The organism is Kribbella sp. NBC_01245, assembly GCF_036226525.1.
In the GTDB taxonomy this organism is placed as follows: domain Bacteria; phylum Actinomycetota; class Actinomycetes; order Propionibacteriales; family Kribbellaceae; genus Kribbella.
The window spans coordinates 6262701-6276222 of record NZ_CP108487.1; the positions used below are offsets into that span (position 1 = coordinate 6262701).

Annotated in this window: 14 protein-coding genes; 1 reads left to right on the plus strand and 13 read right to left on the minus strand. The window is 65.4% G+C overall.

Annotated features, from left to right (window positions below):
* Positions 1 to 198: 198 nt before the first annotated feature.
* Positions 199 to 417: a hypothetical protein gene (locus OG394_RS28610; protein ID WP_328990207.1), complete on the plus strand. Its 219-nt coding sequence runs from the start codon at positions 199 to 201 to the stop codon at positions 415 to 417.
* Positions 418 to 634: 217 nt separating this feature from the next.
* On the opposite strand, the gene OG394_RS28615 is transcribed toward OG394_RS28610, so the two are convergent.
* The 13 genes from OG394_RS28615 to OG394_RS28675 all read right to left on the minus strand — a co-directional run bounded on the left by OG394_RS28615 (position 635) and on the right by OG394_RS28675 (position 13483).
* Positions 635 to 1279, minus strand: a complete 645-nt coding sequence (locus OG394_RS28615; protein ID WP_328990208.1) for a hypothetical protein — start codon at positions 1277 to 1279, stop codon at positions 635 to 637.
* A gap of 99 nt (positions 1280 to 1378) precedes the next feature.
* Positions 1379 to 1750, minus strand: a complete 372-nt coding sequence (locus OG394_RS28620) for an FKBP-type peptidyl-prolyl cis-trans isomerase (RefSeq protein WP_328990209.1) — start codon at positions 1748 to 1750, stop codon at positions 1379 to 1381.
* 30 nt (positions 1751 to 1780) lie between these two features.
* Positions 1781 to 2653 carry an alpha/beta fold hydrolase gene (locus OG394_RS28625; protein ID WP_328990210.1) on the minus strand — a complete coding sequence of 291 codons (873 nt, stop codon included), beginning with the start codon at positions 2651 to 2653 and terminating at the stop codon, positions 1781 to 1783.
* 64 nt (positions 2654 to 2717) lie between these two features.
* Complete coding sequence (locus tag OG394_RS28630; protein WP_328990211.1) at positions 2718 to 5021, minus strand: hypothetical protein; 2304 nt, start codon at positions 5019 to 5021, stop codon at positions 2718 to 2720.
* Positions 5008 to 6594, minus strand: coding sequence for a hypothetical protein (locus OG394_RS28635; RefSeq protein ID WP_328990212.1), 1587 nt, complete (start codon positions 6592 to 6594; stop codon positions 5008 to 5010). The genes OG394_RS28630 and OG394_RS28635 overlap by 14 nt, the downstream gene beginning before the upstream one ends.
* Positions 6595 to 6772: 178 nt before the next feature.
* Complete coding sequence (locus tag OG394_RS28640) at positions 6773 to 7228, minus strand: deaminase (RefSeq protein WP_328990213.1); 456 nt, start codon at positions 7226 to 7228, stop codon at positions 6773 to 6775.
* Positions 7221 to 7910 (minus strand): RibD family protein, encoded by a 690-nt coding sequence (locus tag OG394_RS28645; protein WP_328990214.1) that lies wholly within the window; start codon positions 7908 to 7910, stop codon positions 7221 to 7223. The genes OG394_RS28640 and OG394_RS28645 overlap by 8 nt, the downstream gene beginning before the upstream one ends.
* A gap of 32 nt (positions 7911 to 7942) precedes the next feature.
* Entirely contained in the window at positions 7943 to 8806 is an 864-nt protein-coding gene (locus OG394_RS28650; RefSeq protein WP_328990215.1) for a helix-turn-helix domain-containing protein, read from the minus strand.
* Between the two features lie 4 nt (positions 8807 to 8810).
* The gene (locus OG394_RS28655; RefSeq protein ID WP_328990216.1) at positions 8811 to 9347 is read right to left on the minus strand and encodes a DUF6879 family protein; all 537 of its coding nucleotides are present in this window, start codon (positions 9345 to 9347) and stop codon (positions 8811 to 8813) included.
* Positions 9344 to 9574 carry a hypothetical protein gene (locus OG394_RS28660; protein ID WP_328990217.1) on the minus strand — a complete coding sequence of 77 codons (231 nt, stop codon included), beginning with the start codon at positions 9572 to 9574 and terminating at the stop codon, positions 9344 to 9346. The genes OG394_RS28655 and OG394_RS28660 overlap by 4 nt, the downstream gene beginning before the upstream one ends.
* A gap of 716 nt (positions 9575 to 10290) precedes the next feature.
* Complete coding sequence (locus OG394_RS28665) at positions 10291 to 11700, minus strand: ABC transporter substrate-binding protein (protein ID WP_328990218.1); 1410 nt, start codon at positions 11698 to 11700, stop codon at positions 10291 to 10293.
* A 29-nt stretch (positions 11701 to 11729) separates the two neighbouring features.
* Positions 11730 to 12578, minus strand: coding sequence for a carbohydrate ABC transporter permease (locus tag OG394_RS28670; protein ID WP_328990219.1), 849 nt, complete (start codon positions 12576 to 12578; stop codon positions 11730 to 11732).
* Positions 12575 to 13483, minus strand: a complete 909-nt coding sequence (locus OG394_RS28675) for a carbohydrate ABC transporter permease (RefSeq protein ID WP_328990220.1) — start codon at positions 13481 to 13483, stop codon at positions 12575 to 12577. The genes OG394_RS28670 and OG394_RS28675 overlap by 4 nt, the downstream gene beginning before the upstream one ends.
* Positions 13484 to 13522 lie beyond the last annotated feature (39 nt).

Sequence of the window (13522 nt, forward strand, 5' to 3'; positions counted from 1 at the left end):
GAAGTGGACCCGGCAGTCATCCGGACGGTTGGCGAGCCGGGTTTCGCGCGTCTAGACCTCTTTTAGGCAGCAGTACGTCGCCACGGAGTGGCGCCAGTCGCCCCCCTTGGCCCACGCCCACGCAATTGCGTCCGGGATCCAGAGCATTGGGTCCAACCGCGGTGCCAGCAGTTCGTATTGCAGTGTGTCCGTGCATCCGTGCTTGCGCGCCGCTGCGAAGAGGGTCTGGCGATCGAAGTCGACAGTGCTCTCGTCACGCTCGACTACCAACCGCTCTGCGGTATTCGCGATATCAGCAACGACCGCTTCGAGGCACGCACGTCGTCCAACTGCGTTGTCGCGGTCTGCTCTGTAGAGCCTTACTGTCAGGTCGAATTCCGCCAGGACATCGAGGATCTTACGCTGTCGGGGTGTTGATTCCTTCGTGAAGTGGATACGGCGCTGCCGCGGTAGTAGCAGCTGAGCCATTGCTCGGCGGTAGGTGTTGACGGAGGTGGCCTCACATTCGGCCGCTGCGACCAATAGGCCTCGAGTCTTGCTCTCGTCGACGAAAACATGGGCAGGCATAATTGCGACAAGCGTAGATCGTCGGAACCGCTGAAACTCCTTTATCCACAGGGCAAATCGGGGCAGGCTAGGGATTCTTCGGGCGGTTCAACTGGGCGACGGTGAGGCCGGCTAGGAGGGCGCCTAGGGTGCCGAAGGCCAGGTCGCCGAGGGTGTCGGTGTAGGCGGTTTGGAGTTCGGGGGAGTGGCGAACGAAGGCGACGAATTCGCCGAGTTCCCAGACGAGGGCGGCGGTGGTGCCGAAGCCGAGGGCGACCATGGTGGTCAGACCGCGGGAGGCGTTGCGGAGCGGGAAGGCGACCAGTACGCCGGCGGTGAGGAAACCCCAGAGGACGAAGTGCATCGCGTCGTCCCACCAGCCGACGGTGTCGAAGAGGTCGAGGCGGTTACCGGCCAGGTCGACCAACCACGGCAGGGTGAGCAGCAGATCCGCGACCCACGGGAAGGCCCGCGCCCCGAGGCCGTCGTACGACGCATTGCGGGCGGTGTGCGAGCGGAGGCGGCGGACGGCGTACCAGATGATGGGGAGGGCCATCGCGCCCAGCGGGTAGACGATCAGGCGGGCGGTGGAGGCTTTGCCTTTGATGCCGCTCAGGTCTGGCCAGATGAGGGCTGAGAGCAACAATCCGGCCAGCAGCAGCTTCGCGGTGATCGAGGCGATCATCGCCCAGCGGGGCCTGGCATCCGTCAACGGCAGCGTCATCGTCGTCATGCGTCCATTCAGCCGGATTCGCCGGGCGGAGGCATGAGTAGTGCTACTCGATCGGCCGCACCACTAAGAGGCGCGGCCGATCGAGAAGGAGGAACGAGGTCAGGCCACCGAGACCAGGTCGACGACGAAGATCAGCGTCTCGCCGGGCTTGATCGCGCCACCCGCGCCACGGTCGCCGTACGCCAGGTGCGGCGGGATGACCAGCTTGCGCCGGCCGCCGACCCGCATGCCCTGGATACCGGTGTCCCAGCCCTGGATGACCTGGCCGACGCCGAGCTGGAAGGCCAGCGGCGCGCCCCGGTTGTACGAGGCGTCGAACTCCTCGCCGGTGGAGTGGGCCACGCCCACGTAGTGTGCGTTGATCCGCGACCCGGCGGTCGCCTCGGCGCCGTCGCCCACGGTGATGTCGGTGATCTCCAGTTCGGTCGGCGGCTCGCCTTCCGGGAAGTCGATCTCAGGCTTTTCAGTCATGCCCCCAGCTAACCAGATCACCCCGGCGGATCACCGGGAGGCCAGCACCTCACGCAGCGTGGCGGCGAACTCGACCGGTTTGCCGGGCATCCCGTACTCGTCGCCGAGGAATCCGCCGTGGTTGCTCGGGAACGTCACCGGCGTGGTGCCGAGCCGCTCGGCGACCGCTTCCCCGCCCCGATGGGCGAGCTCGTTCGCGGATTCCTCGCCGACGCCGATGACGATCCGGTCCGAAGCCTTGGCGAGGGCGTCGAAGTCCGGCTGGTACGACGTACAGCCGCGCAGGTTCTGCCCGAGCAGCGCGTCGTCGCGCGAGCCATCGTCCTCGCTCGGCAGGCCGAACTGCGCGGGATCCGGCGCGGGCCGCGACGTGTAATCGGCCGGGAACTCGCCCTGGAAACCGACGATCGTGATGAACTTGGCCATCGCCGGGCCCATCCCATCACGCTGGTACGTCTGGTAGATGTCCTCGCATGCGGCGAGCGCGTTCTCCCGGTCCGGCAGCAGCCCGGCCAGCGGCGGCTCGTGCGCGATCAGGGTCTTGACCAAGTCGGGCCGCTGAGCCATCAGGGCCAACGCGTTCACCGCGCCGCCACTGCTCGCGAAGAGGTCGACCGGCCCGGCGTCGAGCGCCTCGATCAGGGCCACCAGGTCGGCGGCGTGGTCGTCCGGCGACAACTCGCCGGCGCCGTCCGAGCGCACGCTGCGTTCCACCCCGCGCGGGTCGTACGTCACCACCGTCCGGTCGGTAAAAGCAGACGCCAGCGTCGGGAAACCGCTCGCGCCCATCGGCGAACCGATCAGCAGCAACACCGGCTGCTCGCGATCGGCGAGATCGCCGCGGACGTCGTACGTCAAAGTGGCACCCGGCACGCCGAGCGTACGAGTAGTGAGGTCCGGCATGGCAACTCCTCAGGGGATCGACGTGCTTTCCCGGGAGCTTAAACGCCGCCGGGGACAGTTTTCGTCAGTACGGCGGGACGCTGGCCAGGAAGTTGTCGAGAGAGGCGAGGAAGTCCTCCGGCGATTGGCCCAGGTCGCGGACCCGGGCCGCGAGGTACTCGGGGGAGCGGAGGATCGGCATCGCGTCGCGGATCACCTTGGCGGCTTCCACGCGCCGGTTCACCGTGAGGTAGGCCTGGACGAGTTCGGTGGCGGCTTTCGCTTGTTCCAGGAAGGTGCCGACGTCCGTACGATCACCGGTCAGCGCGACGAGGAGGCGATAGATGGCCGCCGCGTCGTCGACCTGGCCGGCATCGACCACCCGGCACAGAGCGTCGTACCCGAGTTGTGCGCACGAATGGACCACGTCTCGGGACAACCCAGGCCGGGTCATGGCCTGACCGAGAGCTCGCAGGGCGGCATCTCGGCCATTCGCGTCGCCTTGGATGATCCGGTCGATCGCGACGGATAAGCCCAGCCGGGGCAGGTTTCGTTCGATGTCGGCACCTTGTGTCGGCACGGGTGCCGCGGCCAGGACCGCGATCACCAGGTCGCCTCTACGACGTACGACGTTGGCGGGGCCGACCGTGTTGACGAGGACGATCAGGGACGCCGCGAGTTGCCAGGACTTGACGTCTGACCCGACCCGGCTCGCGACCGCCGGTCCCAAGGCGTCCAGGCCTGCCTCGGCCACCTCCAGCGCCTCGGCGGTGCGGCCCAGACTGCGGTACCGCCAGCCGAGGTTGTTGCAGATCGCGCCGGCCATGACGAAGCGCTGCTCCTCGTCGGTCAGGTGCGGCAAGTGGATCCGGGCCTCGGCTAAGCACGCCACGGACTCCTCGGTATGCCCGGCCCGTTCCTCGAGACGGGCTCGCGTGAGCAGCGCCTCGAGCAGGGTGAAGCAGGCCGTCGGGTCGAGCGTGTGCAAGAGCCGGCCGGCCTCGACGACATCCTTCGCGAGCCGGGCGGCCTCCACGCCGTCCTGCGCCTGCTCAGTGAATCGCGCCCACTCGAGCAGGTTCTGCGTCACGGCGGTCAACAGGGGTGAGCCGGCGAGCTGCGTCTCGGGAACGCGCGCGGTTCGGTAGAGGTCGACGATCTCTCGCAGCGAATCGAGGAGTTCGCGGATGGGGACGTTGCCGACCTCCACGGCGGCCGCCCGGATCAGTAGGGCTGCGGCCTTCTCCGTGACGAACGCGCCGCCGGACATGGACGACAACGAGCCCATGGTGTCGGCAGCCGATCGAGCTCGTTGCAGGAACTGCTCTCCCGACTCGAAGTGTCGTGAACGCCTGGCCAGTCTGTTGAGCACGGCAGAGTGCAACTGGAGAAAGCGGTCCGGGTCGGTGTCGACGAGCTCCTGGCTGAGTTCGGCCAACTCGGTGAGCTCGGTGATGGCGAGGCCGTCGTCTTCGAGGAGGTCGGCCAGGTACATCCGGGTGGTCAGCAGCGGCAGGCGGAGGCTGTCCGGATCGAGTGCGGGGTTGGCATAACCGACGGGTTCATCCGGCTGGGCTCCGAGTTCTGTGAGGCGGCCGGCCGCCGCGTAGGTCGCCACCAGGAGCGCGTCCTCGGTGGATAGCGCTATACGCATGCCGGTGTCTCGCACGTACCAAAGTGGGTCTTCGCGCAGAGCCTCGAACTGCTCGCGCGCTACCTCGAACTCGGCTCGGGCCTCCGTCGATCTGCCCGCCCGCGCAAGGCGTTCGCCCAGCACCACGTGCGCTCTCGCGACTTGTACGCAAGGCGTTTGGAGGTGGGTGAAGAGCTCGGCATGGAGGAGGTCGCGGGCGGTGGCGACGGCTGCGTCGTGGTCGCCGTTCTGGGCCTGGCAACGCGACAGCACTCGCAAGGCCTCGGGCACACGCTGGGCGACCTCGTGCGTAAGAGTCGGGTCTTCCAGGGCAAGGGCGACGGCCTCTTGTGCGATCGGGAGCGCTTGTTGCGGAGCGCCGACCTCCAGCAGAGCCTCGGCCCGCTTGGTCAGCAGGCCGACGTTGGCGGCGGCGTCTTCAGTCTCGAGCGTTGGAGCCACGCCGACGAGCCGCTCGAAGAGCGCGTCGGCGAAGAACCGAAGTGCGACGCTGTCGGGCGGCAGCAACGCCTGCGCGATCCGGAGCCCATCCACGTCGAGGCCGGGAACCAGCTCCGCCAGTACGTCGGCCATCGGCTGCCCGGTTTCCACGGCCGCCCGGATCGCGGGTTGCAGGGACGCAGGCAGACCACGTCGTACGGCCTCCGCAACTGCGGGCTTGTGGGTGGGGTCCCGTTGGGCGAGTCGCGTCAGCACGGTCAGCGCGTGACTCGTCTGTTCCTTAGTGAACTGCATCGAAGATGGCCAGTAGTCCGGGATCGTCGGCCAGCGCCTGGGCGACGAGATGTTCACCGACGAGATCGGGCTGGACCCCTTCGAGCCAATTCGGACCCGGGTATAGCCGGTGGAAGAGCTCTGCGACATCGTCCAGTACGGCGTTGGGCTGATCGGCCAGCAATGGGCAATTCCGCAGCAGCTCGACTGCTTGCGTTGACGTCGACACCTGCCCCGCGAGCGTCACTAGCGCGGCGGCTTGGCGCAGCGGACGGCCGATGAGCCAGGGCACGCTGATGGCCCGGGCGCCGTCGTCCCACAACGCCTGCTCGCGCCGAAGCGCGGCGTCGAGCAGGCCCTGAGCCGACTCGTCGCCGCCGCCCATCGCGGCCTGCAACGCCGCCAGGTGAAGGAAGAGCACTCGCTCGAAATCAGCGGCCGCGAATGACTGGTCCGTTGGCGTCGGCTCGGTCCCGACCAGTTCCGCGAAGCGTTGTGCGGCCGCTGCCACGACTTCCGGCCGATCGGCCGGCTGCGGCACCAACGGGCCGAGTCGGTTGACGGTGGTGGCTGGGCCGGTGAGCAGGTCTCCGACCGTGCCGTGCGTACGGCAGATCTCGTCCCACCACTCGCCGCGAGCGCGGGCGAGTAGCACCAACCGGACACGGCCTTGCCGCCCTTTCACCGCTTCGGCGAGCAGGTCGACCACGTCCTGGCGGCGGGTCTCGGCATAGTCGATGACGACGAGCAGATCACCCTGCCGTCGAGCGAGATCGATAGGCCAGCTCTCGGGTCGCCCGTTCGGCGCGACCAGGAAACCGGCGTACCAGCTCTCCAACCGGGCTTGAAGTGACGCCTCGATGAGTAGCCGCGTCTTGCCCATCCCACCCGGTCCCGTGACCAGCCGGACCTGCAGCGGTTCATCGGAACGGCGCCAGCGGTTGAGCTCGTCTAGCTCGGACTCGCGTCCGTGGAAGGGCACAACCCGGTACGCCGCCCGCAACAGGGCACTAGGCGGATGTAGCACCGGGGTCCACGTTGGCGTTTGAAGGGTCAGCAGTTGTACGACGGGCGTGGTGTCGCCCTCGCCAGCAGGGTCGCCGTCTAGCCGTGCCAACACCTCTTGCCGGAATGCGACGTCTAGACCGGGTAGAAGTGCCTGGTCCGCGACTAGCAAGCGGTAGACCCGTATGACGGCTTGTCGGCAGACCTGTTCCTCGGCCTCGCTCAACGTGTTCAAGCTCGCGCTCTTCAGTACGACCGCCGCGGCCCGATCGCCGTCCATGTCCTCGCGCACGATGCCGCGAATGCTCAGCCCATAGGTGGCAAGCGCGTCGGCAGCCGCGATCAGCCCGACCCGCAGGTCCTCCGCCGGGATCCGCTCGCCGAGCGCCCATGCCTCGAGCGAGGCGCTTACCTGGGACACGGCGCGTTCGTACGGCGAAACCGCCCGCTTCGGAAAGCGCGCCGCCACCGTCTCGATCGCCGTACTCGCCGCAACACCCACACCCCCGACAGGCCCGGTGAGCACAGTCGTCACGGCCGTCTTCGCGAGGGCGGCAACAAGATCGCGAACGTTCTTGACCTCCGCCATACGGTCCTCCCCCAAGAGTCGTCCAACGAGCATCGTTTCCCCCACCCCCACCGTCAACACCAACGGTGCGTCGTGGACGAAGGCTCGTCTCCGCGGCCCGCTACGAGTCGTCCGGTGCGTCCAGCATCCGCCTGCTGTTCCATGGAGCGACCTCCCGGTAGCGGCGATGCTCGATAGCTCAGGAGTTCTTGAGCAGTGGGGCGTTGACTTCCTTGACCTCGTCGGCGAGTTCAGGGAGCTCGACGACCTCGAGGCCGGCGGCTTGCAGTAGTTCCACACCCTCGCAGTCGACGAAGATCGCGGGTTCGCGCCAGGCGAGGACGACGCGACCGATCCCCGCCGAGATGATCAGCTCGGTGCACGTGCGGGGTCTTGACGCTCTCTTGCTGCAAGGTTCGAGGGTGCTGTAGATCGTCGCGGCGCCGAGACGGGGATCGTCGGCGGGCACCTTGCTGATCGCAATCTCTTCCGCGTGATCGTGCGGATCTCCCTCACGGGAATAGCCGGTCGATATCACCTCTCCGTTGGCTCCGACGATGATTGCTCCGACGGAGAATGCTGTGGCCGACGGAGGACAGGAGCGCGAGAGCTCGATCGCCTCGCGGAGCCAATACAGGTCGTCGTGGTCAGTCATTGGTGGCCGATCTCGGCAGGTATCGGAGGAGAACCACGTCACCGATCTGTTGCACCTCGACCAGCTCCATCCGGTTTGCGGAGTTCTGAGGAAAGGTGCCTGGGCCGACGAACGCGGGAGCACTTCTGTCACCGACGAAGAATGGTGCGACGACCAGATGGATCTCGTCTACCAGGCCAGCGGACAGGAACTGGGTGTGCATTGTTGTACCGCCCTCGACCATGAGCCGACGTACGCCGCGCTTTGCCAGGTCATCCAGCACGAGACCGAGGTCGAGTGGCTCGCCGGCATCCACGACCGCAGCGACCTCACCGACGGTCTCCGCCGCCTTCTGAAGGGAGGATGTTGGCACGTAGACGACCTTGTCGATATCGCCTTCGGTGAAGAACTTCGACGCCGGCTCGAGGTCGCCGCTGGCGCTGATCGTGACCTTGATCGGAGATTCGACGAGGCCGGCCGCAACGCGACGATCGCGCCGATCCTGTGACCGGACCAGTAGGCGGGGATTGTCTTGGCGGATGGTGTTCGCACCCACGAGGATGGCGTCGACGCTCGCACGAACGTCGTCGACCCGGTCGAAGTCCTCGTCATTGGACAGCAGCAGTCGCTGATCGGTGGTGTCGTCGATGTATCCGTCGATGGAGGCTGCGACAGAGAGCAGGACGTACGGACGGTCAGTCACGCAGGGGCTCTCGATTCTTGTGGTAGGAGAAATTACGAGATGTGTGGTGCGTCTAGTACTTGCGTTAGTACCTTCCTGGCATCAGCGCCATAGACCGCAGCCTCGGCGAGGTGGCCGAAGACTCGTTCATAGGCGCCGATCTCGTCGGCTTGGGTGACGTTGAGTACGGCGGTGAAGAGTTCGACCAATACGAGTTCTTTGTCGTAGAGGTAGAAGCCGTGGATCGGGCCGACCGGCAAAGGCGCATCGAATGGGATGATCCCGATCCGGATCGCCGGCAGGGTCGTCATGGAGATGAGATGGCCGAGCTGTGCGGTCATCACGTCCGGCGGGCAGACGAGGTAGCGCAGGACGGCTTCGGTCATCACGAAGTGGAACTTCTTGTCGCCACGGTGCAGGACCTGCTGCCGTTCCATCCGTGCCGCAATCGCTTCGTCCACTTCGGCTTCATCCTTGGGGACACCTCGTTCGGTGTCGCCGGCATCGCCCTCGGTGAAGCGATAGCGCGCGTACTCGGCGGTCTGGAGAAGGCCGGGCACGAAGCAGGGTTCGAAATTCCGCGTCAGCTCGGTCTTGGCTTCGATTTCGCCGATCGAGCGCTGCCTCGATGGCAGGCCAGTGCGGAACATCCGCCGGAACTCGACGTACTGCTGCTCCAAGGACCGCAACGATGCGACAAGCTCGGGAACGGCTGCAGGTTGCCCACAGATGCGGGCCCAGTTCTTCAGGTCGCTGTCAGAAGGAGTCTGTCGGCCTGCTTCGAGCTTGGACACCTTTGACGGCGCCCATTTGGCGGCCTTCGCCAGTTCGCGGCCGTTGAGGTGGGCGTCCAGCCTCATCTCACGAAGGCGATAACCGAGCGCCTCACGCGCTCGCTGGAAGCTGGACACCCACACTCACTTACTTGTTGATGTAGTCGGCTCGCGGTGTTGCGTAGTGCCGAGCGATCTCTCGGTAGTGGCAATGCTCGACAACTGTCGCCGGATCGGTGATGACTTCCGCGCCCAACAGAACGTCGTTCTCGTCGTGCCGCAGGATGCACATCTTATGGGCGTCGATCAGCCAGTAGTCGTATTTCGGGAGGCCTAGCTCGTCTGCGCGTCCGCGCTCCAGATAGCGGATATCTTCACCAGCGGCGGTGTTGAGCCGCGAGAGGTGTAGACCGAATCGGGTGTAGTCCGACCATGGTTCAGACACGACGCGGACACGCTCGATGTGCTGTCCCTCCAGCGTGCGCCGCAGGATCATGCCGAGCCAGTCCTCCATCCACGAGTCGTCGTCCGGTTCGCTGTTCAGGAATCGGCGCACGTGGACGGCTTCCTCGGTGTCGGCGTAGTTGTCGCGCACTTCCAGGCGGAAAGCGGTGTGCTGGTAGCTGCGGGCGAAACGGACGAAGTCGGGACCGGTGACGAAGGTGTCCGTAGTAGCTGACGTCACTGTGCGGTGCCGGTGTGCTGGGCCACGATCATGTCGGCGAGATCGCGGGTGATGATCACGGCATCCTCGCCGTCGGGAAAGTTCACCAGCTGTGCTCGGGCCTCGGCGCTGGTGAGTTTGTAGCCCTGGACGATGTATCGGCCGTCGTCGGTGGCGTAGAACGACGGGCTGCCGTCCTTGCCGGTGTCGGGGGTGCCGAGGTGGGTGAGGCGCTTCGGCTGGTGCATCGGGGTTCTCCCTCGAAGAGGTGACTGTGACGCCAATGCTCGGCTCTCTGTGTTGACTCAGTCAAGGGGTTGAGAGAAATTTCGAGAAATTTCCTTCACTCGACTAGTGGTTACGCATAGCTTTGATCTCACTCCGCTGAGAGACCATCCATCGACCGAAGGAAGTTGAGGCTGTGAGTGATTCCATGTGGCTTCTGACCCTGGGCACAACAGCGCTGTACGTCGTCATGGTGCGCGACCTCATCCGCGATCTGGGTGACCGATCATGACCGCCGGAACTGAGCTAGCGGAACCACGGCATCGGGTGCAGGTGTGGTTCGGCAGCCACCAGATCGCGGTCTACGTCGCTCCACCTGTCATAGCAGCGCGCTACGAAGCCGCTATGCGTCGCCGATTCGCCGGGCTCCGCGTAACGAATGAGCCGCTGCCGCCTCGTCGTTCCTGAAGTCCGCACTGATCGGACGGGATCGGACTCCTCCGCCCGACGCGCTCCTCACGCAGTGGCGCCGATCCCGTCTCCATAGCTGAAGCCCCTGGCCCGGTGATCCCGGAACACCTCACACCGTCCCGGGCCGAAGGCTTCTTCAAGCCGGTCGGCGGGCGTACTGGTTCCCTGCGACCTGCGCTCGTCGGCCGTTCCACAACAGAAACGTCCGGAGAACCCCAGGTGCGGGGTTCTCCGGACGTTGGTGGTCAGAAGGGTCCGATGAACGGAATTACTTCTTGACGGTGGAGTTGTATTTTTCGATTTCGGGTTGGATGGCCTTGGCGGCGTCGGTCATGGCCTGTTTCGGGTCGGTGCCGAGGACGGCTTTTTCGAGACCGTCTTCGGCGGCCTTGCGGGCCTGGGGCATTACGCCGAGGATGCAGCCGGCCGACGGGGTCGAGGGCTTGGTGTTGTGCAGCTGGGTGATGGCGGTGGTGAACTGCGGGTACTGGGCAACCCAGGCCTTGTCCTCGGGGAGGTCGAGGGCCTTGCTGTTGATCGGGAAGTAGCCCGTGCCGGTGTGCCAGGTGGCCTGCTGCTCGGGGGTCGCGGCGAACTTCACGAACTCCCAGGCGGCGCGCTTCTCGGCGTCACTGTGGCCGGAGCCGTTGACCCAGAGCGAGGCACCACCGATGATCGGGCCGCCGGTGTCGGTCGAGCTGAGCTTCGGGAACGGCGCGGTGGCGAGGGTGAACTTGCCCTTCGCGGCTTCGAGGTAACCACGCAGCGAACCGGTCGACTCCAGGTGCATCGCCGAGGTGCCGGACTTGAAGACGGCCTGCGCGTCATCGGTCTTCTTACCGGTGTTCGGCATGTAGCCGAGCTTGATCATCTGCTGGTACCAGGTGGCGACCTTGACGCCCGGGTCCTCATCGAACTGCACCTTGGTGGCGAGGTCCTTGCGGCCGTTCTCGTTGTCGCAGTAGGTCGTCCCGGACTGGGCGATCAGCTGCTCGACGAACCATCCGTAGATGGCGGCGTTGAAGCCGTACTGGACGGTCTTGCCACCTTGCTTGATGGTGAGCTTCTTCGACGCCTCCATGATCTCGTCGAGCGAGGCCGGCGGCTTGTTCGGGTCGAGCCCGGCCTTGGTGAAGGCCTCTTTGTTGATATACAGCAAGGGCATCGACGTGTTGAACGGCATCGAGTTCATCTTGCCGTCGATGGAGTAGTAGTTCGCGATGTTCGGCTCGATGTCCGTCAGCGAGTAGCTGTCTCTTTCAGCGAACTTGTAGATCGGCACCGTCTGCTTCGAGTCGATCATGAAGCGCGAGCCGATGTCGTAGATCTGTACGACCGAGGGCGTGTTGCCCTGCTGCACCGACGTCTTGTACTTCGTGATCGTGTCGTCGTAGTCGCCCTGGTAGACGGCCTGGACCTCGATCTTGCCGCTGTTCTTGGTGTTGAAGGCCTTCACCAGCTTGTCGACGGCCTCACCGTTGGCACCCTTCATGCCGTGCCAGAACGTCACCTTGGTGACGCCGGAGGCATTCGCCAGGGCGTCGGCCCCGGGCGCGTCCTGCGCACCCGCGCCGTCACCGTCGCCGTCGGGGCCACCACCACAGCCGGCGGCCACCAGGGCCACCGCCGTCAGCAGCACCGCCGCGGTCGTCGTACGCCGTTGTCCGACTGATCGCATGTGCACAGCCTTTCTGAAGAAGCAGATACTCATCGGATCGCGCCCGCGGTGAGACCACGGACGATGAAGCGCTGGCCGAAGATCACAATGGCCAGGGTCGGGAGGATCGACAGAGTGACACCGGCCAGGATCAGGCCCGGGTCGGCCGCCTCCGCGTCGTTCAGCTGGCTGATCCCGATCTGCAACGTGCGCCGATTCGGGTCGTCGCCGATCAGTAGTGGCCAGAAGAACTGGTTCCACGCCGAGAGGAACACGTACAGCCCTACGGCCATCAGTGCGGGCTTGCTCAGTGGCAGCAGGATGCGCCGGATGAACCGCCAGTGCCCGCAGCCGTCGATCACCGCGGCGTCACGCAGTTCCGTCGGGAACTGGAGGAACGACTGCCGTAGCAGGAATACCCCGAAGGCGTTCGCCAGGAACGGCAGTACCAGCGCGATCATCGTGCCGGCGTACGTCGCGGTCAGGCGCTGACCGCCGAGCTCCCAGCTGGTGATCGTCAGGTAGTTCGGCAGCACGATCGACTCCCACGGCACCATCAGTGTCGCCAGGAACAGCCCGAACATCGCAGCGCGGCCCCACATCTTCATGAAGACGAAGGCGTACGCCGCGAGCACACTGGTGACCAGCTGGCTCAACGTGATGACTGACGTCTGCAGGATCGAGTTCAGGTACTGCCGACCAATGGCGGTGCTGGAGGTTGCGCCCTCGTAGTTGCCCGTGAAGATCTCTCTCGGGAACAAGTCCGGCGGGTACGACGAGATCTGGCCCGGCGACATGATCGAACCGGCGATCACGTAGTACACCGGGAAGATCACGGCCAGAGCGGCCAGAATGAGCACGGCATAGGTGACAAGCCGTCCAAAGGTCAGATGCCTCACTTGTAATGCACCCGCCTCTCCAGAACGCCGAACTGGATCGCGGTACACGCCAGCAGGATGATCAGCAGCACGATGGCCTGCGCGGACGCGAAGCCGAAGTCACTCGCGTTGTTCGCGAAGGCCGAGTGGTAGATCGCGTAGACGAGCGTTTTGGTCGACTGCTCCGGACCGCCCTCAGGGGTGAGGATCTTGATCTGGCCGAAGCCCTGCAGCGCGTGGATCGTCGAGATGACGACCAGGAAGAACAGTTGCGGGCCGAGCATCGGGATGGTGATGTGCCAGGCCGCGCGCCAACCGCCCGCGCCGTCCAGGGTGGCGGCCTCGTTGATCTCGGTCGGGATGGCGCCGATACCGGCCGACAGCACCAGCACGTTGTAGCCGATGCTCATCCAGACGGTGGTGATGGAAACGCTCAGCAGCGCCCAGGACGGGTCCGTCAGCCAGCCGATCCGGTCGACCCCGAACTGGCCGAGCAAACCGTTGGCCAGACCGATCGCCGGGTTGTAGATGGTCGCGAAGATCACCGAGGCGCTCGCGACCGAAAAAGCGAACGGCAGCGCGAACGCGGTCCGGAAGATCCGGATGCCCTTGATCTGCTGTTCGAGCAGCAACACGATCGCGAGCGCGCCGAGCACACCCGGGATCACGGTCAGCAGTACGAAGGCCAGCGTCACCAGCAGGGTGTGCCGGAAGTCGGCCGAGCCGAGCATGTCGCGGTAGTGCTCGAGCCCGACGAAGACGTCCGGCCGGCCGAAGAGGTCCGAACCGTGCATCGACAGATACACCGACCTGCCCAGCGGCCAGACGATGAACAGCGCGAACACGACCAAGGCGGGCAGCAGGAGAAGCCACGACGTCAGCCCCGAAAGGGTCGGCAGACGACGGGCTTGTGGTGGTGTAGTCAATCCATTACCTCCAGTCAGGCCGCAGTCTTGCACTAGCCC